Source organism: Lysinibacillus sp. Y5S-8 (assembly GCF_036894365.1).
GTDB classification, from domain to species: domain Bacteria; phylum Bacillota; class Bacilli; order Bacillales_A; family Planococcaceae; genus Lysinibacillus; species Lysinibacillus fusiformis_D.
In genome coordinates this window covers 3,800,987-3,825,691 of the sequence record NZ_CP145889.1, presented here as the reverse complement: position 1 = coordinate 3,825,691, position 24,705 = coordinate 3,800,987, and the positions used below count along the sequence as shown (strand labels likewise).

The 24,705-nt window shown below is 38.2% G+C and carries 24 protein-coding genes and 1 tRNA gene; 19 read left to right on the top strand and 6 right to left on the bottom strand.

Annotated elements, in window-relative coordinates; all coding sequences use genetic code 11:
* Positions 1 to 8: 8 nt before the first annotated feature.
* The 4 genes from rapZ (at position 9) to V6670_RS18670 (ending at position 3,286) form a co-directional block, all read left to right on the top strand.
* Positions 9 to 902, top strand: a complete 894-nt coding sequence (rapZ, locus tag V6670_RS18685; RefSeq protein WP_058844366.1) for an RNase adapter RapZ — start codon at positions 9 to 11, stop codon at positions 900 to 902.
* 4 nt (positions 903 to 906) lie between these two features.
* Positions 907 to 1,902, top strand: a complete 996-nt coding sequence (locus V6670_RS18680) for a YvcK family protein (protein WP_036126720.1) — start codon at positions 907 to 909, stop codon at positions 1,900 to 1,902.
* A gap of 65 nt (positions 1,903 to 1,967) precedes the next feature.
* Positions 1,968 to 2,915 carry a DNA-binding protein WhiA gene (whiA, locus tag V6670_RS18675; RefSeq protein ID WP_036126718.1) on the top strand — a complete coding sequence of 316 codons (948 nt, stop codon included), beginning with the start codon at positions 1,968 to 1,970 and terminating at the stop codon, positions 2,913 to 2,915.
* Between the two features lie 113 nt (positions 2,916 to 3,028).
* Positions 3,029 to 3,286, top strand: coding sequence for an HPr family phosphocarrier protein (locus V6670_RS18670; protein WP_036126715.1), 258 nt, complete (start codon positions 3,029 to 3,031; stop codon positions 3,284 to 3,286).
* Positions 3,287 to 3,686: 400 nt separating this feature from the next.
* Here V6670_RS18670 and clpP read toward each other — a convergent pair whose 3' ends face one another.
* On the bottom strand, positions 3,687 to 4,277 hold the full coding sequence (gene clpP / locus V6670_RS18665) for an ATP-dependent Clp endopeptidase proteolytic subunit ClpP (protein WP_004228025.1): 591 nt from the start codon (positions 4,275 to 4,277) through the stop codon (positions 3,687 to 3,689).
* Between the two features lie 307 nt (positions 4,278 to 4,584).
* Between clpP and V6670_RS18660 the strand changes: the two genes are divergently transcribed.
* The 4 genes from V6670_RS18660 to V6670_RS18645 all read left to right on the top strand — a co-directional run bounded on the left by V6670_RS18660 (position 4,585) and on the right by V6670_RS18645 (position 7,456).
* Positions 4,585 to 4,659: transfer RNA gene (locus V6670_RS18660), tRNA-Arg, on the top strand.
* A gap of 501 nt (positions 4,660 to 5,160) precedes the next feature.
* Entirely contained in the window at positions 5,161 to 5,949 is a 789-nt protein-coding gene (locus V6670_RS18655; RefSeq protein ID WP_141904928.1) for a basic amino acid ABC transporter substrate-binding protein, read from the top strand.
* A gap of 77 nt (positions 5,950 to 6,026) precedes the next feature.
* Positions 6,027 to 6,737, top strand: coding sequence for an amino acid ABC transporter permease (locus V6670_RS18650; RefSeq protein ID WP_036125696.1), 711 nt, complete (start codon positions 6,027 to 6,029; stop codon positions 6,735 to 6,737).
* A complete protein-coding gene (locus V6670_RS18645) occupies positions 6,734 to 7,456 on the top strand; it encodes an amino acid ABC transporter ATP-binding protein (protein ID WP_036125693.1) in 723 nt (240 codons plus the stop codon). Before V6670_RS18650 ends, V6670_RS18645 begins: the two co-directional genes overlap by 4 nt.
* 56 nt (positions 7,457 to 7,512) lie before the next feature.
* Here V6670_RS18645 and V6670_RS18640 read toward each other — a convergent pair whose 3' ends face one another.
* Positions 7,513 to 8,127, bottom strand: a complete 615-nt coding sequence (locus V6670_RS18640) for a spore coat protein (RefSeq protein ID WP_141904929.1) — start codon at positions 8,125 to 8,127, stop codon at positions 7,513 to 7,515.
* 135 nt (positions 8,128 to 8,262) lie between these two features.
* On the opposite strand from V6670_RS18640, the gene V6670_RS18635 reads away from it, so the two are divergent.
* The 11 genes from V6670_RS18635 (at position 8,263) to eno (ending at position 20,356) form a co-directional block, all read left to right on the top strand.
* Complete coding sequence (locus tag V6670_RS18635) at positions 8,263 to 8,844, top strand: LemA family protein (RefSeq protein ID WP_036125688.1); 582 nt, start codon at positions 8,263 to 8,265, stop codon at positions 8,842 to 8,844.
* 59 nt (positions 8,845 to 8,903) lie between these two features.
* The gene (locus V6670_RS18630; RefSeq protein ID WP_338651852.1) at positions 8,904 to 9,593 is read left to right on the top strand and encodes a TPM domain-containing protein; all 690 of its coding nucleotides are present in this window, start codon (positions 8,904 to 8,906) and stop codon (positions 9,591 to 9,593) included.
* A 163-nt stretch (positions 9,594 to 9,756) separates the two neighbouring features.
* Complete coding sequence (locus V6670_RS18625; protein ID WP_338651851.1) at positions 9,757 to 12,030, top strand: S9 family peptidase; 2,274 nt, start codon at positions 9,757 to 9,759, stop codon at positions 12,028 to 12,030.
* A 177-nt stretch (positions 12,031 to 12,207) separates the two neighbouring features.
* On the top strand, positions 12,208 to 12,441 hold the full coding sequence (locus V6670_RS18620) for a glutaredoxin family protein (RefSeq protein ID WP_036125682.1): 234 nt from the start codon (positions 12,208 to 12,210) through the stop codon (positions 12,439 to 12,441).
* Positions 12,442 to 12,702: 261 nt separating this feature from the next.
* Positions 12,703 to 12,825, top strand: coding sequence for a hypothetical protein (locus tag V6670_RS18615; RefSeq protein WP_255358808.1), 123 nt, complete (start codon positions 12,703 to 12,705; stop codon positions 12,823 to 12,825).
* A gap of 174 nt (positions 12,826 to 12,999) precedes the next feature.
* Positions 13,000 to 14,052 (top strand): sugar-binding domain-containing protein, encoded by a 1,053-nt coding sequence (locus tag V6670_RS18610; RefSeq protein ID WP_141904933.1) that lies wholly within the window; start codon positions 13,000 to 13,002, stop codon positions 14,050 to 14,052.
* Positions 14,053 to 14,179: 127 nt separating this feature from the next.
* Positions 14,180 to 15,196 (top strand): type I glyceraldehyde-3-phosphate dehydrogenase, encoded by a 1,017-nt coding sequence (gene gap, locus V6670_RS18605; protein WP_338651850.1) that lies wholly within the window; start codon positions 14,180 to 14,182, stop codon positions 15,194 to 15,196.
* A 357-nt stretch (positions 15,197 to 15,553) separates the two neighbouring features.
* Positions 15,554 to 16,738, top strand: coding sequence for a phosphoglycerate kinase (locus V6670_RS18600; protein WP_141904935.1), 1,185 nt, complete (start codon positions 15,554 to 15,556; stop codon positions 16,736 to 16,738).
* A 27-nt stretch (positions 16,739 to 16,765) separates the two neighbouring features.
* A complete protein-coding gene (gene tpiA / locus V6670_RS18595) occupies positions 16,766 to 17,527 on the top strand; it encodes a triose-phosphate isomerase (RefSeq protein ID WP_141904936.1) in 762 nt (253 codons plus the stop codon).
* Positions 17,520 to 19,061 carry a 2,3-bisphosphoglycerate-independent phosphoglycerate mutase gene (gpmI, locus tag V6670_RS18590; protein ID WP_141904937.1) on the top strand — a complete coding sequence of 514 codons (1,542 nt, stop codon included), beginning with the start codon at positions 17,520 to 17,522 and terminating at the stop codon, positions 19,059 to 19,061. The genes tpiA and gpmI overlap by 8 nt, the downstream gene beginning before the upstream one ends.
* Before the next feature lie 2 nt (positions 19,062 to 19,063).
* On the top strand, positions 19,064 to 20,356 hold the full coding sequence (eno, locus tag V6670_RS18585) for a phosphopyruvate hydratase (protein ID WP_036124037.1): 1,293 nt from the start codon (positions 19,064 to 19,066) through the stop codon (positions 20,354 to 20,356).
* A gap of 257 nt (positions 20,357 to 20,613) precedes the next feature.
* On the opposite strand, the gene dltD is transcribed toward eno, so the two are convergent.
* From dltD to dltA, 4 genes are read right to left on the bottom strand one after another with little or no spacing between them, the layout of a single operon-like run.
* Positions 20,614 to 21,789, bottom strand: a complete 1,176-nt coding sequence (gene dltD / locus V6670_RS18580) for a D-alanyl-lipoteichoic acid biosynthesis protein DltD (protein WP_141904938.1) — start codon at positions 21,787 to 21,789, stop codon at positions 20,614 to 20,616.
* On the bottom strand, positions 21,786 to 22,019 hold the full coding sequence (gene dltC, locus V6670_RS18575) for a D-alanine--poly(phosphoribitol) ligase subunit 2 (protein WP_141904939.1): 234 nt from the start codon (positions 22,017 to 22,019) through the stop codon (positions 21,786 to 21,788). The genes dltD and dltC overlap by 4 nt, the downstream gene beginning before the upstream one ends.
* 41 nt (positions 22,020 to 22,060) lie before the next feature.
* On the bottom strand, positions 22,061 to 23,224 hold the full coding sequence (gene dltB / locus V6670_RS18570) for a D-alanyl-lipoteichoic acid biosynthesis protein DltB (RefSeq protein WP_141904940.1): 1,164 nt from the start codon (positions 23,222 to 23,224) through the stop codon (positions 22,061 to 22,063).
* Positions 23,221 to 24,696, bottom strand: coding sequence for a D-alanine--poly(phosphoribitol) ligase subunit DltA (dltA, locus tag V6670_RS18565; protein ID WP_141904941.1), 1,476 nt, complete (start codon positions 24,694 to 24,696; stop codon positions 23,221 to 23,223). The genes dltB and dltA overlap by 4 nt, the downstream gene beginning before the upstream one ends.
* Between the last annotated feature and the right edge of the window lie 9 nt (positions 24,697 to 24,705).

Below are 24,705 nucleotides of genomic sequence, written 5' to 3'. Positions count from 1 at the left end.
GGAGTTGCATGACAGTGGTGGTTGAAGGCCAACAATGTACACACGAATTGGTTATTATTACAGGAATGTCTGGGGCTGGGAAGACCGTAGCTATTCAAAGCTTTGAGGATTTAGGGTATTACTGTATTGATAATTTACCACCAGCGTTACTTACAACTTTTTTAACTCTGCTAAGAGATTCTGGTAAAAATAGTACGCGTATTGCAGCCGTAATGGATATGCGTGGTGGCGACTTTTTTGATGCTCTTATTGGCGCGTTAGACCATATACTAAAAGAAGGCGATATTGATACTCGTATGTTATTTTTAGATGCAGACGATGCCACATTAGTTAGACGCTATAAAGAAACAAGACGTGCCCATCCACTAGCAGTCAATGGTTTACCTTTAGATGGCATTAAACAGGAACGTGCACTTTTATCTGAAGTAAAGGGCCGTGCTAATTTTGTGTATAACACATCGAACATGAAACCGAAGCAATTACGTGAAAGAATTGTCAATGAATTTGCTAGTGAGGCAGATACTATTTTTACCGTGAACATTATGTCCTTTGGCTTTAAACATGGGATGCCTATTGATGCAGACTTAGTATTTGATGTTCGTTTTCTTAAAAACCCTTATTATGTGGAGGAGCTACGTCCCAAAACAGGACTACAAACAGAGGTATCCTCTTATGTTTTAGCTTTGGAAGATACGCAAATACTCATAAAAAAACTAACGGATTTATTAGATTTTATGATTCCTCTTTATCGACAAGAAGGTAAGTCACAGCTTGTCATTGCTTTTGGTTGTACTGGCGGTCAGCATCGCTCAGTGACATTAGCAGAATTTTTTGGGGCATATTTAGCAGGTAAGGAAAATACGGTTATTACGCATCGTGATATTAATCGTAGAAAGGAATGAGTGAATGGGGAAAAAGCAAACAAGGCTTGTCGTAATAGGTGGTGGTACAGGGCTTTCCACATTACTACGCGGGCTGAAGCATCACCCATTTGATATTACTGCCATTGTGACAGTGGCAGATGATGGGGGTTCTTCAGGCCGTTTACGTGATGACTACGATATTCCGCCACCTGGTGATGTACGTAATGTGATTGCGGCATTATCAGACATTGAACCACTTGTAGAGCAAATGTTTCAATATCGCTTTTCAGCATCAGAGGATTTAAAAGGTCACTCCTTAGGAAATTTAATGCTTACGGCACTTACTGATATTACTGGAGATTTTAACCATGCTATAAGTGAAATGGGCAAGGTTTTAAAAGTTCATGGTCGTGTCATACCAGCTGCAAATAAAAAAATAAACTTACATGCTGTGCTAGAGGATGGTTCAATTATTGAAGGAGAATCAAAAATTCCAACAGCATCAAAGCGCATTGACCGTGTTTTTTTAGTACCAGAAAATGTGCAACCGTTACCAGAAGCCATTCGTGCGATTCAGCGTGCAGACTATATTTTAATAGGTCCAGGAAGCTTATATACAAGTATTATTCCAAATCTGCTTGTGAAGGAGATAGGGGAAGCTGTTGTGAAAGCGAAAGGCAGAAAAATATATGTTTGTAATTTAATGACGCAAAAAGGTGAAACGATTTCTTATACAGCAGGTGATCATGTAACAGCCATACATAAGCATGTTGGCGGCGATTTTATTGATTCTATTTTAGTAAACGACGAAGAACTCCCTAATCCTGTAAAAGAACTATATAAAGAAGAAAGAGCAGAGCCAGTGACATTTGACGTGGCAAAGCTTGAAAGTATGGGCTTAGAGGTTATACAACGTGATATTGCTACAATTCGATCAGATGGAACTGTTCGACATAATGCTATCAATGTTGCAGAATGGCTGGTAGATTATGCTGATATTTACCAGCAAAAAGTAAGAAGACCCATTATAGAAACATAATGGATTGATTGTATATGGTAAGATGAACATATACATAGAAATCATGATTGAAAGGGGGGCATGATATGTCTTTTGCTTCTGAAACAAAAAAGGAATTAACGCAAATAGAAGCGGACAATCATTGTATGAAAGCAGAAGTTTCTGCCCTAATTCGTATGAATGGTTCATTATCCTTTGCAAATAAACAACTAAGTTTAGACGTGCAAACTGAAAACGCTGCAATTGCTAGAAGACTATATACGATTATGAAAAAATTGTATCCGTACAATGTAGAATTGCTTGTTCGTAAGAAGATGCGACTGAAAAAAAATAACGTGTATATTTGCCGTGTAAGAGAAGGTGCGCGCGAGCTGCTAATTGATTTAGAAATCATCTCAGACGACTTTCAATTTAACCATACAATCTCAAGAAAGCTCATCAAAAAGAGTGGTCAAAAAAGAGCTTATTTAAGAGGAGCATTTTTAGCAGGAGGTTCTGTCAACAACCCAGAAACATCAGCCTACCATTTAGAGATTTATTCTTTGTATAAAGAGCATGGTGAGGCATTGATGGATTTGATGAATGAATTTGAACTTAATGCCAAAACAATTGAACGAAAAAAAGGTTTTGTCACTTATTTAAAGGAAGCAGAGAAAATTTCAGATTTCCTTAATATTGTTGGCGCACATCAGGCCATGATGAAGTTTGAGGATGTGCGAATATTGCGAGATATGCGCAATAGCGTCAACCGTATTGTGAACTGTGAAACAGCCAACTTAAACAAAACTATTGGTGCAGCATTACGGCAGGTAGAGAATATTCGATTTATTGAAAATTCAATTGGTCTGGATCAGCTACCAGAAAAGCTACGTGAAATAGCACGTCTACGTGTAGAATATCAGGATGTGACATTAAAAGAGCTTGGTGAAATGGTATCAAGTGGAACGGTTAGTAAATCAGGTGTTAACCATCGATTGAGAAAAATTGATGAGATTGCTGATGCATTAAGACGCGGTGAAAAAATAGGTGGTTAAGTTTTCATACTTTTCAGGTATGAATGTCATGCGTAATCGCTTATTGTTCTTTTGCTAGTAAGTGAGGTAAGATAAAACTAATAGATGAACGGTAGTGAAGGGGAGTTTTGAGTATGATTGAGAGAAGAGTCCAGGTCAAATTAAAATTAGGACTACAAGCTAGACAAGCAGCACTATTTGTGCAGGAAGCAAATCGTTTTAGTGCTGATATCTTTCTGGAAAAAGACGAGAAAAAAGTAAATGCCAAATCCATTATGGGTGTCATGAGCTTAGCAGTCGCTAAAGGCACTGAAGTTACTTTAAGTAGTGACGGCAGCGATGCGGAGCAAGCGGTTACAGCATTGGCTACAATTATCGAAAATGAAGACTAACATTCATTGAACACAAAAGGCATCACAGAGCAAATCTGTGATGCCTTCATAGTGTTGAAAAACAAAACCATCCATAGCATTTTTGTGAAAGGTGAAAATGGATTTCCGTTGCAGGCTACTTGCTTTCCTGTGGGTGAGCGCTGAGCCGCTTCCTCCGCTACCGCTCCGTTTAGAGGCTCGCCTGTCTCGCTATCCCACGGGAGTCAAGTAGCCTTCCACTCCAATCCATAAAAATGTTTCTTTTTAGAAAGGTTTTCAAATAAAGTGAAGGTATTCACTACGCTTTATGGAACGGAAATCAACCCCTCGCCTTTCAAAATGGCTGTTTCTGCCGTTGACATCACCTTTTTTCAACAACACGAAAGGCATCACAGAGCGAGTCTGTGATGCCTTCTCATTTTTATTTATTATCGCTACGGTGCATAATGTGATCGATTAAACCATATTCTTTAGCACGCTCAGCAGTCATGAAATTATCACGATCTGTGTCTCTAGCAATGACTTCAAGTGGTTGGCCTGTGCGTTCAGATAAAATGCCATTTAATTTTTCACGTAAGAATAAAATACGTTTAGCAGCAATTTCAATTTCTGTCGCTTGACCTTGTGCACCACCTAGTGGTTGGTGAATCATTACTTCTGCATTTGGTAATGCAAAACGTTTACCAGGCTCACCAGCAGCAAGTAAGAAAGCACCCATTGATGCAGCCATACCAATACAAATTGTTTGAACTTGCGGTTTAATGATTTGCATTGTGTCATAAATAGCCATACCAGCCGTAATTGATCCACCTGGTGAATTAATGTAAAGAGAGATATCTTTATCTGGATCTTCCGCTTGTAGGAAAAGAAGTTGTGCAACAATGGAGTTAGCTACATTGTCATCAATAGCGCTTCCTAAAAGGATAATACGGTCTTTAAGTAGACGTGAATAAATGTCATATGCACGTTCACCGCGACTTGTTTGTTCAATAACTGTAGGAATTAAATTCATGTTAAATCCTCCTTAAAAAACTAAATTCGAATACCTTTGCTGAAAATTTCCATTGTTATTTCAGCTGTATCCTTATCATACACATTATAGTCAGGGAAGGTCAAATATTAACCCTGCTAAAGTGAAATAAAAAAAATAAAATGTTTTTGCATTCTATGGTTGAATTATATATGATAGGCTTGTATAATAATTAAGGTTATAAGTTTAAAGTACAGTACACTATTTTGCAGGTATGCTTCAAAAAATGAGGGTTATCTACATCATGCTTTTCGTAAGCCTAGAGTGAGTACTTTTTTTTTGTGCTTTTGCCCTCGTGGTGTAATGGATAACACGTAAGATTCCGGTTCTTGCACTGGGGGTTCGATTCCCTCCGAGGGCGCCATTTTACTGAATATAGATATACTTGTTATAGCTCATCTCCTAATAAGTAGTTTAGCAGCCTGCTTAGTGGAGATCGAGAGGGAGATATAGGCGCAATACTGTCCTATTTGGCATTATTCCCCTATTTATTCCTTTCAAACCTTCAAAAAAGCAATAACTCCAAATTATTTTTTAGTGGACATACTGTACGTGAAGACTAGAAATAGTCGAAAAAAAAGAATCCTATCTGAGGGGATTCTTTTTTTTTGCCAAAATTTATCGAAATTTGGTGTGGTTTGTAGTGTATATATATTAATTTTAGATTAGATTTCTTGTTATTTATACATGTTTCTTCTAATTATATAAGTTTATTATAAATTAATATGAAAAAATATTTAGTTTTATGCGAAAAGTTGTTGTCTAAATACTATAATATTAATATAATTGACCTAATAGTCTAACATTTCCGAATTGCGAAAAATAATACGCATTTCGGAAAATTATCGAAATAGGGGGAAATACAATGAAGAAAACAGGTTGGATGCTACTGATGATGGTTGCAGCATTAACATTAGCACTTGCAGGATGTGGTACAAAGGGTGGTTCATCTTCAGGAAGCTCATCTTCAGAAGATGGTAAGAAAATATATAAAGTTGGTACAGAGGCAACTTTCGCACCATTTGAATCTGTTGACGATTCAGGGAAAATTGTGGGGATTGATGTCGATGTTTTAAAAGCTATTGCTGATGAAATGGACTTTGAAGTTGACTGGAATAACATTGGTTGGGAGCCAGTTTTCCAAACAATTAAAAACGGCGAAACAGATATTGGTGCTTCAGGAATCACAATTACTGAAGAGCGTAAAGAATCATTTGATTTTACAGAGCCTTATTATGAGTCTCAATTATTGATTGTTGTAAAAGAAGATTCAAAAATTAAATCTCTAGCTGAACTAAAAGATAAAAAGGTATCAGTACAAATTAATGCTACAGGTCATATGGCGGCGAAAAAGCTACAAGGGGAAGCAAGTACAAATATTATGGCGTTTGAAAGTCAACCAATCGCAATTCAAGAGATGTTAAACGGTAACGTTGATGCAGCTATTGGAGACAATGCGGTAGTTTACGAATACATTAAAGCGCATCCAGATCAAAAATTAAAAGTAATCGAAGATGATGCGTTTGAAAAAGAATATTATGGCTTTATGGTTCAAAAAGGAAACAAAGAGCTATTAGATAAATTAAATGAAGGTCTTAAAAAGATTAAAGAAAACGGTAAATTAAAAGAAATTACAGGTTCTGATTTCAAGTAATAAATGAATGATGACGCCCCTAGCATGGTTACTATGCTAGCGGCTCATTCACTTTAAAGGGGAAATGGGGTTTTCGGATGGACATCTTTGACTTACGCTGGGACATTGTCTGGAACTACCGAGATATGTTTATACGGGGTATTGGCGTAACAATTATTTTGACACTTAGTGGTTATTTTGGAGGTATTCTATTAGGACTATTTTTAGGCCTAGGAAAATTATCGAGTAAAAAATGGATTTATTGGCCATCAAAATTATATATCGATTTATTCCGTGGAACACCAATGCTTGTGCAAATTTTATTAATTCACTTAGCAGTTATTCCAACAATTTTTGGTCATTCTTTAGGATATATGGTGTCAGGGATTACAGCGCTCGTATTAAACTGTGCTGCTTACAATGCGGAAATTTTCCGTGCAGGTATTCAAAGTATTGCAAAGGGGCAAATGGAGGCAGCTCGTTCTTTAGGGTTAACACATAACCAAGCGATGCGTAAGGTCATTTTACCACAGGCATTTAGACGTATGATTCCACCATTAGGGAACGAATTTATCGCATTATTAAAAGATTCTTCATTAGTAACAGTTATTGCAGCACCAGATATTTTATACGCAAGTAAGGTAGTAGCAGGTGCAAGCTTCCGCTTCTGGGAACCGTACATCGTTGCTGCACTACTCTATTTAGTTTTAACATATGGTGTAACGAAAATCGTGGCATTTATCGAGAAACGATTTAGCAATAGTTATGTCCCTCGTAAAGCTAAGGCAGAAGGGCGGGAAGCAAGATGATAAAAATTGAAAACCTACACAAATATTTCGGAAAGCTTGAAGTATTAAAAGGCATTGATTATGAAATCCAAGAGAAACAAGTTGTTTGTGTGATTGGACCATCTGGCTCAGGCAAAAGTACATTTTTACGATGCATCAATATGCTGGAAGATGTAACAGATGGTGCTATTTATATTGAAAACGTGAAAATTAATGCTCCAAAAACGAATATCAATGAGATTCGGGCAGAAGTTGGCATGGTGTTTCAACAATTTAATCTATTCCCGCATATGACAGTTATCGATAATGTCACGATGGCCCCTATGCAAATTCGCAAAATGAGTCGTCCAGAAGCTGAAGAATTAGGGCATGAGCTGTTAAAAAAGGTTGGACTCGACAGCAAGGCATATAACTATCCTGAGCAGCTATCGGGTGGTCAACAGCAGCGTGTAGCCATTGCACGTGCCTTAGCCATGAAGCCAAAAGCCATTTTATTTGATGAGCCCACTTCAGCACTTGATCCTGAAATGGTCAAAGAGGTGCTAGATGTTATGAAAAATCTAGCAGCTGAAGGGATGACCATGGTTGTTGTTACGCACGAAATGGGCTTTGCTCGTGAAGTAGGGGATCGAGTAGTCTTTATGGACGGTGGCTATATTGTAGAAGAAGGCTCTCCAGAGGAACTCTTTGGCAATCCACAAAGTGACCGTACAAAGGCGTTTTTAGGAAAGGTATTATAATCTTAATGAATAAAGAGCAGTTTCTGGTGTTTACCACCAGAGACTGCTCTTTCGTGTTAATGAAGGGGATTAGTTGTTGTGTCATATGCATTCAGCATCGTTTGCATATCCTGTTGTGAGTATTGAGGTACCTGATAATAGCCATGTTTATTTTGATAGATGGATAATTCGTAGCCCATTTCAATGCAGTTAGGAATACTATCAGCAACAACGCGACGAACAACTGGGTTTGTTGTCTCTAAAGCAGCCGTTGTCATACATTTTGCTGAACCTTTTTGAGCACCAAGTAAGAACCCTGAAATAGCTTCATCATTAATTTCATTGGCATTTTGCATTGGCTTTTTTGGTTGACCAGGATTTACGCCATATTTAAAGTCATTTCCTGTCTCCATTTGGTAACGTCCTGTTGGAACAGATGGATCATGTCCTGTTTTGAAGGACTCTACAATTGTATTGTACATACCTAAAGTAAAATTATACTGGCGATCCAAAATATTCAATAATTCAGGATCTTGTACATGTGGGCGTAAAATTATGGCTTGGTTCATACCTGCGATAATTTCGCCAATTGTTTCATGCATGTCCATCATTTCATGGCCACCATGATTTAGACTATGTTGTTGATTGAAATTGGTTTGATTTGATGATTCATTGTAAAACGATTGTGACAAAAAAAACGCCTCCTCAATGATTTTTTGATGCAGTAGTTAGTATGTCAAGTCAAATGAAATTCATACGGTATAAATGTAAAGACAAAAATGTAGACTATTGAAGAAAGGAAAAGTAGGTCGAGGAGGTTCTATAAATTGAAAAAGTTGCTTGGACCAATTGGGATAATTGTTCTTATTCTTGTTCTATTCGCCTTATTATTCATTCCTAAATATAATAGCCTGGTGACTGCAGAGGAAAATGTAGATTCGAAATGGGCACAAGTGGAAAATCAGCTCCAACGTCGTTATGATTTGATTCCAAATTTAGTCGAATCAGTGAAAGGCTATGCGAATCATGAGCAAGAGGTGATTGCAAGTATTACACAAGCACGTGCACAAATGGGTAGTGCAAACACTCCAGAGGAGCAAGCTGCTGCAAATGATGCTTTAACTGGAGCACTTAGTCGTTTACTTGTAGTTGTTGAAAATTATCCAAACTTAAAGGCAGATACAAACTTTCGTCAGTTAATGGATGAGCTAGCAGGCACTGAAAATCGCCTGGCGGTAGCACGTGAGGATTACAATAATGAAGTTCAGCAATTTAATAAGCAGGTTAAACGTTTCCCAGGTAATTTGATGGCAGGAATGTTTGGCTTTGAACAAAAAGAATACTTTAAAGCCGCAGCAGGAGCTGACAAAGCACCATCAATCGATTTTAGTCAATCAGGTACACACTAATGAAGCGTAGCCTTGTACAAATAATCATCGTTTGTTCGGTGTTTCTTTTATTTACGAACATGGCAAAGGCAACTATGCCGTCACCGATGAAAAATACGTATATACATGATTTTGCCAATGTATTATCAGCAAATATCAAAGAACAATTAAATCATTACTCCGCGCAATTGGATCAAGGCACAGGCGCTGAAATCATGATTGTAACCATTGATAGTCTAGATGGACAGGAGCCAAAGATGTATGCTACAAAAATGATTCGGTCTTGGGGAATAGGTGACGAACAGAAAAATAATGGTGTTTTAATTTTAGCTACATTTGGACAGAGTGAAGGGAATAATGACGTAGTAATAGCTGTTGGTCAAGGGTTAGAGGGGCCATTACCAGATGGAAAATTAGGACGTATTTTAGATGAGGCATTTTATCCTTCTGCAAGTACGGGCGACATAGATCAAGCCTTCCAATCCACATATGCTGAAATATTTCGCACTGTTGCCGAGGAGTATAATTGGAATGGTGAATTACCAGCGACAGCAGACGAAGGTGAAGACATGCCAACTTGGTTAATTATCTTAATCGTTCTCGTTGTTCTTATTATTTATACGTTCTTTTCGAAAGGTGGGGGAGGTCCTCGTGCTGGAGGCTATGGTGGTTATCCAGGTGGCTTTGGCGGAGGGCGTTCAGGCGGAGGCGGCTTTGGAGGATTCGGTGGAGGATCTTCCGCAGGCGGAGGAGCGAGCAGAAAATTTTAATCGTAATACCTAGCGAACTAATTGTTTAGTTCGCTTTCATTATGAGTGAAGAAAAAGTAATGATCATAAAAAAATATCATTCATTGACAATAATACAAAAATTGGTATAATTTGAATATATCGACTTTCGATATAACGTAAACTGATATAGGGAGGAATCATTTTGAAAAAAAGATTTTTATCTGCATCATTAGCGATCATTTTAACAACATCTGTAGCTATTCCTGCAACCATGCAAGAAGTACGTGCTGCCAATGAAACAAATAGCGTCGTAATAGCGCAGGAGCAGCGCATTTCAGTGCAGGAATTTTTGAATTTAGCTGTAACAGCATTAACTTTCCAACACGGATCAGATTCAATGCGGCAACAAATTATTGATACATGGGTAAAGGCTGAGGAGTTCACGGATTTAAATTTATCGATTAAACGTGATGAAGCAGCTCGTATTTTAGTAAGAGCTTTAAATAAAGAAGAAAAAGAAGCATCGCTTGCTGAGTATTTAGAGAAAGCCAATAAGCTTGGTTTATTTAATAACGTGTCAGTAAGCACTGATACAATTGCTAAACAAGATGCAGTTAAAATGTTAAACAATGCAAAACAAATTAAAAATGGTTCCAATAATAAAGGTGTAAAGGAAATTTCTGTAGAAGATTTCATGAAGAATCCTGGAAATTTCGGCTATGAACTTTCACCTGATGGTAATTACATCACATTTGCCTCTGCATGGAAGAACAGATCCAATGTTTTCGTAAAAAAAATGAATGATGATAGTGAGCCTGTTCGCGTCTCGAACTCTAAAGATCGTGATATTGCAGGATTTTTCTGGAAGGAAAATAGTTTATTATATTTAAAGGATAAAGGTGGAGATGAAAACTTCCATATTTATTCTACTACATTTAATGGGTCAAAGGAAAAAGATTTAACGCCATATCCAAATGTAACAGTAGGAATATTAAGTGGCCTACAAGGTGTTAAAGATGAAATTCTTATAATGATGAATAAAGAAGATGCCACTGTCTTTGATGTGTACAAGCTGAACGTCAAGACAGGTAAAACAAAGCATGTTGCTAAAAATCCAGGTAATATTACAAACTGGTTAGCAGATCGGAATGGAAATGTACGTGTTGCCGTAGCAACAGATGGTGTGACAGGAACAATCCTTTATCGAGATTCTGAAAAGGATGAATTTAAACCGTTTATTGAGGTGGAAGCAGGGGATGAAGTAGTGCCACTGGCTTTCTCTAAAGACAATCAAACAATTTATGCAACTTCCAACAAAGGTAGAGATAAAGTAGAAGTTGTAAAATATGATTTAGAAGGCAATGAAAAAGTTATAATGTCAAATGATGAAGTAGATGTTTCGGGTGTTTTATATAGCGCTGAACAAGATAAATTATTATATGGTGCTTATGTTACTGATAAGCTGTATTATCAATTCTTTGATAAAAAGTTTGAAAAGCTGTTCCGTAAAATACAAAATAAGCTTGGCGTGCATGAAAGTGAATTAGGTATCAATGATTACAATAAAGAGATGACAAAATTTATTGTGAGCGTTTCAAGTGATACCGTGTATGGAAAATATTATTACTATGATTCCATAACAGGTGACTTAACAGAGTTGGCTACTTTAAGCCCTTGGTTAAAACCAGAAGGGCTTGCTGAAATGCATCCAATTTCTTATAAGAGTCGAGACGGTTTGACAATTAACGGCTATTTAACTTTACCGAAAAATCAAGAAGCTAAAGATCTTCCTCTTATCGTTAATCCACATGGAGGACCTTGGGCACGCGATATGTGGGGCTTCAATCCAGAAGTACAATTATTAGCTAATCGAGGCTATGCCGTACTGCAAGTGAATTTCCGTTCGTCAACTGGCTATGGGAAGGAATTCCTTCAAGCTGGTAATAAGCAATGGGGTCTTAAAATTCAGGACGATATTACAGATGGTGTGCAATGGGCGATTGATCAAGGTATTGCAGACCCTGAGCGTATCGGCATTTATGGTGCATCTTTTGGTGGTTATGCAACATTAGCTGGTATTACGTATACACCTGATTTATATGCTGCAGCAGTTGATTATGTAGGAGTATCTAATATTTTCACTTTATTAAATACCATTCCTCCATACTGGGAAACGATGCGTAACTTGTTTTATGAACGCGTAGGTCATCCAGAAAAGGACAAAGACTTATTAACAGCTGTTTCACCTATTTTCCACGCAGATAAAATCAAAACACCATTATTTGTCGCTCAAGGTGCAAATGATCCACGTGTTAACAAGGCAGAATCCGATCAAATTGTGGAAGCCTTACGTGCTAGAGGTGTGGATGTTGAGTACATGCTAAAGGATAACGAAGGACATGGCTTCGCTAATGAAGAAAACAGAATTGAATTCTACAATGCCATGGTGAAATTCTTCGACAGTCATTTAAAATAATTATAATCGAAAGGCATTGATGTGCGGCTTCCGCACAGTCAATGCCTTTTTTATTACAATAGTCCATTATAAGGATGCGAAAAGGGAAGCTAAGACAGTTCAATCAATAGTTATTAAAGAATAGAAGTCATTCCTTCATCACACTTTCGTTTATAATAAGATGAGGAGGTGCTATCGATGATTGTTAAATTTTTTAGTCGAGCAAATTGTCCATTATGTGTGGAAGGCTTGCAGACATTAAAGCTTGTACAGGAGGATCTACCATTCGATATTGATATCGTTGATATCGAACAGGATGATGATATACATGAAAAATATATGCTAATGATTCCGGTAGTTGAAAAGGATGGTGCTGTGATTCAGTATGGCAATCTAGATTATGCTACATTGCTGGAGCAATTAAGTAGTTGATGCACCAGACTAATAAAGAATTAATAACGGTATAAATGACACTATTGTTAGCTGTATTCCACACAATTCACAAATTGTTCAATGAAAGCGTTTTGAATTTGAACAGTTTGTGAAGACCTTCACATTTGACTTCCTTTTCATAAAAAACGGAGTAGAATAGGTATCAAGTAAGAAGTTGTTATAAAACAGATTATCAGATGTATCACAGAGTTTCGTGATTGTTATATTACAAAAATAAATGATGTGAAGGGAGATTTTACAATGTGGGTTATTACAGTATTTGAGAAAAAGGATGTTCGTATTTTTGAATTTACAAATAAAAGTGAAGCAACAAAAGCTTTAGAAGGATTTAAGAAGAACGCAATTTTATCTTTCACAAAATAAACGCAACAAAGTCTCGTAGCTGTTTTCAAAGCTATGAGGCTTTTTTTTAGCCAAAACTATACATTTACTTGCGCTTTAAAACAATGCATATTATAATAAAACCATAAGTGGGACGCAAAATAATGTTGTGGGATAAAAAATAACCCACACCTATTAATAAGGGAGTAGATAAATATGTTCACTGTTCCAGAGGCACAACAAAGGCTACTTCCTGAATTGTATCCGCTTCTGCAATCAAGATATCGAATTTTACAAGCTGTTCAGCTCATGCAGCCAATCGGACGACGTACACTTGCCGATTCACTGAAAATGACAGAAAGAGAAATTCGTAAAGAAACTGATATTTTACGCGAGCAAGGGTTATTAGATTCACAAAAGTCGGGTATGGTATGTACAGATGATGGTGAAATAGTTATTGAAAAACTAAGAGCTATCGTTTACGAATGGTCTGGCTTAACTCAGCTTGCGAAAAAGCTGGAACAGCATTTTGGTATTGAGCGTGTAGTTGTAGTTCCTGGTGATTACAATGAAGACGATACGATTTTAACCTTACTTGGCAAAGAAGCGGCTCTACAATTTATGTCTTCAGCCTTTGATGGGCAGGTAGTAGCTGTCACAGGTGGAAAATCTGTTGCGTCTCTTGCACAATTTTTACATCCTGGCGATGTACAAAAGGATATTACATTTGTTGCTGCACGTGGAGGCATTGGACATGAAATGCAAATGCAAGCCAATACACTTGTTGCAACATTTGCCATGCAGATGGAGACACAGTACCGTACTTTATTTTTACCAGAGCATTTAAGTGAGCAAGCTTATCAAGCCATGTTAACAGAGCCTATGGTCACAGAAATGATGGCATTTTATGATCAAGCAGATTGTGTCATTCATGGAATTGGCTCCGCAGAGGAAATGGCGATTCGTCGTAATTCATCTCCTGAGGATTTACGAATTCTTGAGGAGAAAGGTGCTGTAAGTGAAGCTTTTGGCTATTATTTTAATGCAGAAGGTGAAATTGTCCATCGTATACGCACGATTGGTATTCAACTGGAGCAGGTACAAAATAGTCAGCAAGTTATTGCAGTGGCAGCGGGGAAACAAAAGGTCAATGCTATGCTTTCTTATTTTAAAGTAGCACCCAAACAAACAATATTTATAACAGATGAAGCAGCTGCAAAAGCCATTGCGGCGAATTTATCTTCTATAGAAAACAACCATCTTAAATGATGGGTTAGTACCAAACTTGTCACTCGATCTCAGAAAGTGGTGAAACACTTTTTGAATGAGCATAAAGCAAATTTAAAGTTTCTATTCATTTAGAAACAGACATTACACATTATTGGAGGAATTAACAATGGCATTAAAATTAGCGATTAATGGATTTGGACGTATTGGACGTTTAGTATTTCGTGAGGCAATGAAGCAAAATGAATTTGAAGTAGTAGCTGTAAACGACTTAACAGACGCAGGTCAGCTTGCACACTTATTGAAATATGATTCAGTCCACGGTATCTATGATGCTGAAGTCAATGCAGATGAAGATTCTTTCGTAGTAAATGGTCAACGTATAAAAGTATATGCTGAAAAAGATCCTTCACAATTACCATGGGGTGAATTAGGAGTAGACGTAGTTCTTGAATGTACTGGTCATTTCCGTTCAGTGGAAGAAGTAGGTAAGCATATTGAAGCAGGAGCTAAAAAAGCAATCCTTTCTGCACCAGCAAAAGGAGCAATGCCTACATTTGTGATGGGTGTTAACCATACAGACTATAACCCAGCAACAGATGATGTTATCTCAAATGCTTCTTGTACAACAAACTGTCTAGCACCAGTAGCTAAAGTGCTTGATGGAAAATTTGGCATTGAACGCGGTATGATGACAACAATTCACTCTTACACAAATGACCAACGAATTTTAGACTTCCCACACTCTGACCCACGTCGTGCTCGTGCAGGTGCGGTATCTATGATTCCAACAACAACTGGTGCAGCAGTAGCTGTATCAAAAGTATTACCACAATTAAAAGGTAAGCTAGATGGCTTCTCTATGCGTGTGCCAACACCTAACGTATCATGTGTTGACTTAGTAGTAGAGCTAAAAGCAGACGTAACAAAAGAAACAATTAATGCTGTATTAAAAGAAGCTTCTGAAAATGAATTAAAAGGCATTTTAGATTACAATGAGCTACCATTAGTATCGATTGATTATAACGGTAACCATCATTCTTCTACTGTTGATGGTCTTTCAACAATGGTATTAGAAAACAAAATGGTGAAAGTTCTAGCTTGGTATGATAACGAAATTGGTTACTCTACTCGCTTAATGGATTTAGCTTTATACATTGCTGAACAAGGATTAAACCATAAATAAGTATCATATTTCGACATTTTGAGTAAAAAGTGTGACATATTACTGCTTTTTATGCACAAAAAGTATAGCCTTTATAATATCGAATAGATATAATATACAAGGGTAAAGAGAGTAAGGGATTTTACCCTTGCTCTCTTTTTATACAGGACAAGCAATTGCAAGACATAACACTTAACTTTTGCTACTATAAAAACAAGTATTAGGGTGCATTATCAAAAGTTGGAGATTGAAATTCTTTTAGCTGATGTGCCAAAAAAAGTGCCAAAGTGCCTTTTCAATTTAGCAAGCATGGTGTCGCGCCAAGATGGGTAAAACACAAAGATGTAAGACTAAAACAGCTTTGAAGGGAGTTTCTTCATGTTAAATAAGAAGACGATGAAAGATATTGATGTAAAGGGTAAACGCGTATTTGTACGTGTAGATTTTAATGTTCCAATGGCAGATGGTGCCATTACAGACGAAACGCGAATTCGTGCAGCTATTCCTACAATTGAGTATTTAGTAGAGCAAGGTGCGAAAGTTATTTTAGCCTCTCACTTAGGTCGTCCAAAGGGTGAAGTAAAAGAAGATATGCGTTTAACAGCAGTTGGTGTTCGCTTAGCAGAATTAATGGGCAAGCCTGTTACGAAGCTAGATGAATCTATTGGTCAAGTGGTGGAAGAGGCTGTTGCTAGCATGCATGACGGGGATCTTCTTCTTCTGGAAAATGTACGTTTCCATGCAGGTGAAGAGAAAAATGATTCAACATTAGCACAGCAATTTGCACAGCTAGCTGATATCTATGTCAATGATGCTTTCGGGGCAGCTCATCGTGCACATGCTTCTACAGAAGGAATTGCTAAGCATATTCCAGCTGTATCTGGTTTCCTTATGCAAAAGGAATTAGATGTACTCGGTAAAGCATTGTCGAACCCAGAGCATCCCTTTACAGCGATTATTGGTGGTGCCAAAGTAAAAGATAAAATTGGTGTTATTGAAAGCCTATTAGAGAAAGTAGATCACTTAATTATCGGTGGTGGTTTATCCTTTACATTCATCAAGGCGCAGGGCTACGATATCGGTAAATCATTGTTAGAAGAAGATAAAATTGAGCTAGCAAAGTCCTTTATTGAAAAGGCAAAAGCAAAAGGCGTGCAATTACATATGCCAGTCGATGCTGTTGTGGCAAATGAATTTTCACAAGATGCTGAAACACAAATCGTTGATGTAGATGCTATTCCAGCTGATTGGATGGGTCTAGATATTGGACCAAAAACAGCTGCAAACTATGCAGAAGTTATTAAAAACTCTAAATTAATCATTTGGAATGGACCAATGGGCGTCTTTGAAATGGATAAATTTGCTAACGGTACAAAAACGGTTGCTGATGCAATGGCAACAACAGCAGGCTATACAGTAATCGGTGGCGGTGATTCAGCAGCTGCTGTTGAAAAATTTGAAGTAGCAGATAAGATGGATCATATTTCTACAGGTGGCGGTGCTTCTCTAGAATTAATGGAAGGTAAGGAACTTCCAGGAATTGTAGCACTAAACGATAAATAAACTAACTAAACAATCGGAGGCAACATGATGCGTAAACCAATTATTGCGGGTAACTGGAAAATGTTTAAAACATTTGAAGAAGCTATTCAGTTTGTAGATGCAGTACAGGATAAACTTCCTTCCAATGACAAAGTAGATGCTGTTGTTTGCGCACCAGCTCTTTACCTACCTACACTTGTGCAAGTTGCTAGTGAGTCAGAGCTGGCGATTGGTGCACAAACAATGCACTTTGAAAATGAAGGTGCCTTTACTGGTGAAATTAGCCCAGCCCAGCTAGCAAGTGTAGATGTTGACTATGTCATTTTAGGGCACTCAGAACGTCGTGAATACTACAATGAAACAGATGAAGCGATTAATAAAAAGGTAGCAGCAGCGCTTGCACATAATATCGTACCAATTATTTGCTGTGGTGAAACGCTAGAGGAACGTGAGGCTGGCACGACAGAGCAAAAGGTGGCTGGACAAATTAAAGCGGCACTTGCTGGTTTTGATGCACAGCAAGTTGAGCATATGGTCATTGCCTATGAACCGATTTGGGCGATTGGTACTGGTAAAACTGCTACAGCAGACGATGCAAATCAAGTATGTGGAGCGATTCGTGCAGTTATCGAAGAGCTATATAATGCTGAAACGGCGAATGCTGTACGCATTCAATATGGCGGCAGTGTGAAGCCTGATAACATTCAGGAGCTTTTAACGAAAGAGCATATTGATGGTGCTTTAGTTGGTGGAGCAAGCTTACAGCCAGAATCTTACTTAACATTATTGGAGGCGGCAGCAAATGCCTAAAAAGCCAGTAGCATTAATTATTTTAGACGGCTTTGCATTTCGAGATGAAACATTCGGGAATGCAGTAGCACAAGCCAACAAGCCAAATTTTGATCGATATTGGAGTCAATATCCTCACGCTACATTAACTGCGGCGGGAGAAGCCGTTGGATTACCTGACGGACAAATGGGGAATTCTGAGGTAGGGCACTTAAATATCGGTGCTGGACGAATTGTTTATCAAAGCTTAACACGCTTAAATAAGTCGATTCGTGAAGGGGATTTCTTTACGAATCAAGCATTTTTAGATGCAGTGGCATATGTAAAAGCTCATCACTCCAAGCTCCATGTTATGGGCTTATTATCAGATGGTGGTGTTCATAGTCATTATGAGCATATGTTTGCGCTATTAAAGCTAGCTAAACAGCAGGGATTAGATGAAGTTTATGTACATGGCTTCTTAGATGGACGTGATGTTGGTCCAACAACGGCATTAGACTATATCGAAGAAACAGAAAAACAAATGGCTGAAATTGGTATTGGTCAGTTTGCTTCGATTCACGGACGTTATTATGCAATGGATCGGGATAAGCGCTGGGATCGTGTCGCCCTCACGTACAATGTACTTGTTGATGGTGTTGGTCAAACAGCAGAAAGTGCAAAAAGTGGTGTAGCAGCATCCTATGAGCGTGAAGTAACCGATGAATTTGTGATTCCCTTCAGCATTCAAGAGCATGGTGAGCCAGTAGCAACAATTAACGATCATGATGCAGTGATTTTCTTTAACTTCCGTCCTGATCGTGCTATTCAGCTATCCACAGTGTTCACAAATGAAGGATTTGATGGTTTTGCTGTATCTGCAAAGCATCCAAAGAATTTAAAATTTGTGTCCTTCACACACTATAGTGATAACGTCAATGCACAAGTTGCTTATGAAAATGACAACTTAAAAAATACGATTGGTGAAGTACTAGCAACGAATGGGAAAACACAGTTACGCATTGCTGAAACTGAAAAATACCCACATGTTACATTCTTTATGAGTGGTGGACGTGAGGAAAAATTCCCAGGTGAAGAACGTATTTTAATTGCCTCTCCAAAAGTGGCAACATATGATTTAAAACCTGAAATGTCTGCCTATGAGGTAACAGAAGCCTTGCTTGCAGAAATTGCTGCTGAGAAATTTGATGGCATTATTCTCAACTTTGCCAACCCTGATATGGTGGGTCATAGTGGAATGCTTGAGCCAACGATTAAAGCGATTGAAGCGGTAGATGAATGTTTAGGCAAAGTAGTAGATGCTCTTCTTGCAAAAGGAGGCGCAGCTATTATTACAGCTGACCATGGTAATTCTGATGAAGTATTGACTTTAGCAGGTGAGCCTATGACAGCTCATACAACAAATCCTGTTCCAGTAATTGTGACAAAAGCAAATATAATGTTAAGAAATGGTGGTATTTTAGCCGATTTAGCACCAACCATGTTAGAATTATTAAAGGTGTCACAGCCTACTGAAATGACAGGACAATCATTAATTGAAAAAGAGGAGAATTAATTATGCCATTTATTACACAAGTTTATGCGCGCGAAGTTTTAGACTCACGTGGGAACCCAACAGTAGAGGTTGAAGTATTTACAGAATCAGGCGCATTTGGACGCGCAATCGTACCATCAGGTGCATCAACAGGTGAATACGAAGCGGTGGAATTACGCGATGGTGACAAATCTCGTTACCTAGGCAAAGGTGTATTAAAAGCAGTTGAAAATGTAAACACAATTATTGCGCAAGAATTAGAGGGTAACTATTCAGTTCTTGACCAAGTTGTCATTGACAAAGCTTTAATCGAGCTAGATGGCACAGAAAACAAAGGCAAGCTAGGTGCCAACGCAATTCTAGGTGTATCGATGGCAGTTGCACATGCTGCGGCAGATTATTTAGATGTACCTCTTTATCAATATCTTGGTGGGTTTAACTCTAAACAATTACCAGTACCAATGATGAACATTTTAAATGGTGGAGCTCACGCAGATAACAATGTAGACATTCAAGAATTCATGGTTATGCCTGTTGGGGCTGAATCTTTCCGTCATGCATTACGCATTGGCGCTGAGATTTTCCATAGCCTAAAAGCGGTTCTAAAAGCAAAAGGCTACAACACAGCAGTAGGTGATGAGGGTGGTTTCGCACCAAACCTTGGCTCTAACGAAGAAGCGATTACAGTTATCTTAGAAGCGATTGAAAAAGCAGGCTACAAACCAGGTGAAGAAGTTCGACTTGCTATGGACGTAGCATCATCTGAACTATTCAACAAAGAAGATGGCAAATATCACTTAGATGGTGAAGGTGTTGTGAAAACTTCTGAAGAAATGGTTGATTGGTACGAAGAGTTAACAAACAAATACCCAATCATTTCAATTGAAGATGGCTTAGACGAAAACGACTGGGCTGGCCACAAGCTATTAACAGATCGCATCGGTAGTCGTGTGCAATTAGTAGGTGATGACCTATTTGTAACAAATACGAAAAAATTATCGGCTGGTATTGAGCAAGGTGTAGGAAATGCAATCCTAATCAAAGTAAACCAAATCGGTACATTAACAGAAACATTTGAAGCAATCGAAATGGCAAAACGTGCTGGTTACACAGCTGTTATCTCTCACCGTTCTGGTGAATCAGAAGATGCAACAATTGCAGATATCGCCGTTGCCACAAATGCTGGTCAAATTAAAACAGGTGCTCCTTCACGTACAGACCGTGTAGCAAAATACAACCAACTTCTTCGCATTGAAGATCAACTTGGTTCAACAGCAGAGTTCCTTGGATTACAATCTTTCTACAACCTTAAATAATAGACAAAAAATGCCTCAAAGTTTATTGATACTTTGGGGCATTTCTTTTTGTGCCTATTGAAAAGATTTTCTTATTCCATAATTCTTCAGAAAAAAAGGGGATAGATACTGAACTGAGCGGCAGTAACGAAGCGAGAGAAGCAGCTCGCCCCAGCCCCAGCCCGTGTTGGAAATCAAAGGCTTTACTTTATGTCATTATAAAAGAAAAAAACTGTAGGCAAACTCTCAATTTTTTTGAGTTTGTCTACAGTTCCTTTTTATGGCTGTGCCCAATGTTGGTCTAGTTCTTGATCGAGATAGACCCAGCCCTTCCAGGCAATATGAATCGTATCCATTATAAAATAAGGGTCATATTCATGGTCTGTAAAATCAACGTAGTCAACATTGGCAGCCTTTAATACTTGCTGCATCTTATCATAGTACTGCTGACGACGCTCCTCTGGATAGCCATTATAATCATACCAGTAGCCATTAACCGGAATGGATACGAATAATGGCTTGGCACCAGCATCTTTTAACACATCCATGACCAATTGAAAATCTTCATATTCGGGAGACTTCGTGTAATCCTCCTTCTTTCGCATTTCTTTAAACTTTGAAAAATTAGCATTAACAAGTCGCTGGTAAGCGCGATTTTCAATCATGTAGTCATTGGAAACCCGTTTCTTTCCGTACGCCTCAGCATGCTGTAATTGCTGTTCAAAGCTTTGATTAGCAATGAGCTTGTCATTGCTTTTTAAGTGATGACCTTTACGTGGGAAAAGGGAATAATATAAATCCTTCTTTTCTAGCAATTCCTTATGGAAGCGCCCTGCCACCATCGCCAAACGTCCCGTAATCGGCTTTTCCTTACCGTTTGACATTTGATATTGATACATCGTTTTTAAGAGACGATCCCGCTCAACGGTATCAAATTCTAGCAGTCGTTCCATGGCGCGTTTACGAAGGTCGGCATCCATCTCTTGATTAAAAGCTAAATCATAGGCATGTAACATCGAATAATTCGGTGAAAAGTGAAATTCACCCATGCCCTTTTCTGTAAACCATTGTGGGGAGATGATGAAAACTAATTTTTTATCCTTTAAATTTCCCTCTTGAGCAGCAAAATTTAAAAAATGAGTAATGGACTGCATTCCCCCACGCCCAATCATAAATGTTGAATACGGCGCTTCAGATGCTCGCGCATAATTATAGGGATGGAAAGGGTCAAAACGATTTAATTCAGAGGAGCCATACAAAGGCATGGAATGAGGCTCCTGTAACATGCGTTCCTGTAAATACGTACCTTGAAAGACAAGTGGAGACATGTTTGTTTTGGCTTGCTCCACATCCTCATCGGAAATCCACGCCTTGATCCATGCATTCGGAAAGAAGACAAAGCCAGTAAAAAGAGCAAAGGCGATAAATAGAGAGAGAAAGCCTTTCTTCATCATTGTCTTTCAGCTAATTTCCCTACAATTCGATTCGGTGTATTCCATTCTTCACGATTAAAATCAGTTATAGGTACAGAAATATTAAAGCGGTTTTCAATTTCTACTAATAAATTAATTGTCCCAAACGAATCTAGCAAACCTTCTTCAAATAAATCAATATCTGGGTTCTCTACAATAATTTCATCTTCACATAACTCGACTAGCATTTCTAAAACTTGTTGTTGATTCATTAATAATTCTCCTTTATTGAACAGGCTCTTTCAGCCCTTGGTTAAAATAATTTGCCAGAAAAAATATAGAAGCCAAAGCATACGGCATTAAATGTAATGAAGACGCCAATAGCATGGGTCCACTTATTTTTAGGCCAGCGCTTATGCTTTTTATTCCAGCGTTCAAACTTATCAAAACTAATAATTAATAGGGCATGATAGAGTCCGTAGACCACAAAGTGCCATTCTAGACCATGCCAAATACCCATCAAAAAGAATAGTAAAAAGAAGCCTATATACGAAATACCGAATTTATTTTTCAGCCACTTTTTCTTCGTCATCCAAAGCACAAAGCGCATATAGACGTAATCTCTAAACCAAAAGGAAAGACTCATATGCCAACGGTTCCAAAAGTCTTTAATATTGCGACTTGCGAATGGACGATTAAAGTTAATAGGCGTTTGTATGCCCATTAGTCGGCTCACACCAACAGCAAATGCACTATAGCCAGCAAAATCAAAGAATAAGTAAAAGCTATACATATACATATACGCTAATTGCCCCTGGAAAGGTGTCAAATAGTTATACGTATGATTTGGCAAATAAATGAGGGTGTAGTTGTAAATTAAATACGCCAAAATAAATTTATATAAAAAGCCGACAAAGATATAGTTGATCCCACTTAACAGCAGCTTTTGATAATCCTCTGGGGAAGGTACAGTATGAAAATCCTTTGTAAAACGTCGCCAGCGATCGATCGGCCCTGATGATACTGTAGGGAAGAATAGTAAGAAATACGCTAGCTCTATGACAGGAATTTTCTCTTTCATTAAGCCGTCACGGGTTTCTAAAATCATTTGCACTGCTTTAAATGTAATGTAGGACACACCAAGGAAGCCAAATAAATGATGTAATCCAAGAATCGGTAGTACCTTCACAAGGACAAGTGGTAATATCGACAAGAGTACAGCTATTATAAAGATTGTTCCACTATTTTGCTGAAGGCGGTAACGCTGATAAGCCACAATAAGGACTATCTGAAAGACCGTAAATAGAATGAGCGAAATGGACCCATTCAATGAATGTCCAAAGATAAGAGCTAAGACAATCAATGACACAAATAGATTATAGTATTTAGAAGATTTGCCTTGTAAACCCAATAGGATTGTTGGTAGTAATAAAAGTCCGATGATCACAAAGAATGCTATATTTCCATAAGGCGTCATACTGTTTCCATAACCGCCAATCCTTTACGATCAACCTTACCGTTCGGGTTTAATGGTAAAGCGTCCATATATTTAAACGTTTTTGGTACCATATAAGCAGGCAAATACTCTGATAGAAGTATTTTTAACTGCTTTGTCATTTTGAAGGGAGAGTCTGTTAATGGCTCGCGCAAAACAACATGTGCACTGAGCGAGATGATCTCTTTTTCCTTATAAATCGGTACAACGACACAGCTTGAAACAGATGGTAGGTTGCTAATTTGTTTTTCAATTTCCTCAATTTCCAAACGATAACCATGTAGTTTAACCTGGAAATCCTTACGCCCAGAAAAGAATAAATAACCATCCTGCTCATAGCCTAAATCACCTGTTAGATAGATGCGTTGTTCAGCTACTGTTGGAAAAACCTTCGCTGTCAAATCAGGCGCTCCCAAGTACCCTGCACTGACAGTTGGGCCTGAAATAACAATTTCACCATCTTCTAATAAAGCTACGTTCGACTCCGTTATAGGGGCAATCGGTAATTGTTCAAAGCGTTCCACTAATGCTTTGGACACCTCTACATAGGATACCGCGACCGTTGTTTCTGTAGGACCGTATAAATTATAAATGGTAGCCTGTGGAAAGCGTGACATTAACTCATTACATACCGCTATTGGTAAAACCTCGCCGCAAAATAAAAAAGTATCTAATGTCGGTATGAGCTGCTGGTTCCACTCTTTGTTCATTAAACACATCTTGGCGAAGGAAGGTGTAGAAGTCCAAACACGAGTATTCGACGTAGCTAAAGAATCAAATAATGCTTTAGGGTTGGCGATTTCCTGCTGTGTAATCGCGTAAAGTGTGTGTCCTCCAACAAGAGCTGGGTACAAATCCATGACAGATAAATCAAAGGAATAAGGCGCTTGATTTAAAAATACACCGTCGTCCTGTAAAGGGAAGTTTTCGTGCATCCAAGAGACAAAATATGCTAAATTACTAGCTGTTATTTGTACACCTTTTGGTTGACCAGTTGAACCAGAAGTGTAAATAATATAATGGATTTCCTCGTTTTGCACCCATGTCGCTGATGATAGGGTAACGTCCTTTGAGGAACTCGCTAAGACATCACTCACCGCCATAATAGGGATATTCGTGAGCATGTGTAATGGCTCTGTTATCAATAATAAACCTGCTCCAGATGCTTCTAAAATAAGCTGTAATCTTTCTATTGGCGTTGAAGAGTCAACAGGTACGTATGAGTGACCAGCTTTTACAGCACCTAAAAAGGCGACAATTTGTAGGGGGGACATATGTCCATAAACGACAATAGGTTGTTGTCTCCGCAAGTTAAGCTTCATCAGATAATCAGCTACATTATCCGATAAGTGCCAAAGCTCACCGTATGTTAAGGAAGCATGGTGCGTTTGATAAGCAGTTTTTTGTGGCTGCTGGAGGGCCACGCGTTCAATAGCTGCTAAAATACTTAACATTATAAAATC

Excerpts from the sequence above, each read along its gene's own strand:
- rapZ (WP_058844366.1), top strand. The coding sequence starts at position 9 with ATGACAGTGGTGGTTGAAGGCCAACAATGTACACACGAATTGGTTATT.
- V6670_RS18680 (WP_036126720.1), top strand. The coding sequence starts at position 907 with ATGGGGAAAAAGCAAACAAGGCTTGTCGTAATAGGTGGTGGTACAGGG.
- whiA (WP_036126718.1), top strand. The coding sequence starts at position 1,968 with ATGTCTTTTGCTTCTGAAACAAAAAAGGAATTAACGCAAATAGAAGCG.
- V6670_RS18670 (WP_036126715.1), top strand. The coding sequence starts at position 3,029 with ATGATTGAGAGAAGAGTCCAGGTCAAATTAAAATTAGGACTACAAGCT.
- clpP (WP_004228025.1), bottom strand. The coding sequence starts at position 4,277 with ATGAATTTAATTCCTACAGTTATTGAACAAACAAGTCGCGGTGAACGT.
- V6670_RS18655 (WP_141904928.1), top strand. The coding sequence starts at position 5,161 with ATGAAGAAAACAGGTTGGATGCTACTGATGATGGTTGCAGCATTAACA.
- V6670_RS18650 (WP_036125696.1), top strand. The coding sequence starts at position 6,027 with ATGGACATCTTTGACTTACGCTGGGACATTGTCTGGAACTACCGAGAT.
- V6670_RS18645 (WP_036125693.1), top strand. The coding sequence starts at position 6,734 with ATGATAAAAATTGAAAACCTACACAAATATTTCGGAAAGCTTGAAGTA.
- V6670_RS18630 (WP_338651852.1), top strand. The coding sequence starts at position 8,904 with ATGGCAAAGGCAACTATGCCGTCACCGATGAAAAATACGTATATACAT.
- V6670_RS18620 (WP_036125682.1), top strand. The coding sequence starts at position 12,208 with ATGATTGTTAAATTTTTTAGTCGAGCAAATTGTCCATTATGTGTGGAA.
- V6670_RS18615 (WP_255358808.1), top strand. The coding sequence starts at position 12,703 with ATGTGGGTTATTACAGTATTTGAGAAAAAGGATGTTCGTATTTTTGAA.
- V6670_RS18610 (WP_141904933.1), top strand. The coding sequence starts at position 13,000 with ATGTTCACTGTTCCAGAGGCACAACAAAGGCTACTTCCTGAATTGTAT.
- gap (WP_338651850.1), top strand. The coding sequence starts at position 14,180 with ATGGCATTAAAATTAGCGATTAATGGATTTGGACGTATTGGACGTTTA.
- V6670_RS18600 (WP_141904935.1), top strand. The coding sequence starts at position 15,554 with ATGTTAAATAAGAAGACGATGAAAGATATTGATGTAAAGGGTAAACGC.
- tpiA (WP_141904936.1), top strand. The coding sequence starts at position 16,766 with ATGCGTAAACCAATTATTGCGGGTAACTGGAAAATGTTTAAAACATTT.
- gpmI (WP_141904937.1), top strand. The coding sequence starts at position 17,520 with ATGCCTAAAAAGCCAGTAGCATTAATTATTTTAGACGGCTTTGCATTT.
- eno (WP_036124037.1), top strand. The coding sequence starts at position 19,064 with ATGCCATTTATTACACAAGTTTATGCGCGCGAAGTTTTAGACTCACGT.
- dltD (WP_141904938.1), bottom strand. The coding sequence starts at position 21,789 with ATGATGAAGAAAGGCTTTCTCTCTCTATTTATCGCCTTTGCTCTTTTT.
- dltC (WP_141904939.1), bottom strand. The coding sequence starts at position 22,019 with ATGAATCAACAACAAGTTTTAGAAATGCTAGTCGAGTTATGTGAAGAT.
- dltB (WP_141904940.1), bottom strand. The coding sequence starts at position 23,224 with ATGACGCCTTATGGAAATATAGCATTCTTTGTGATCATCGGACTTTTA.
- dltA (WP_141904941.1), bottom strand. The coding sequence starts at position 24,696 with ATGTTAAGTATTTTAGCAGCTATTGAACGCGTGGCCCTCCAGCAGCCA.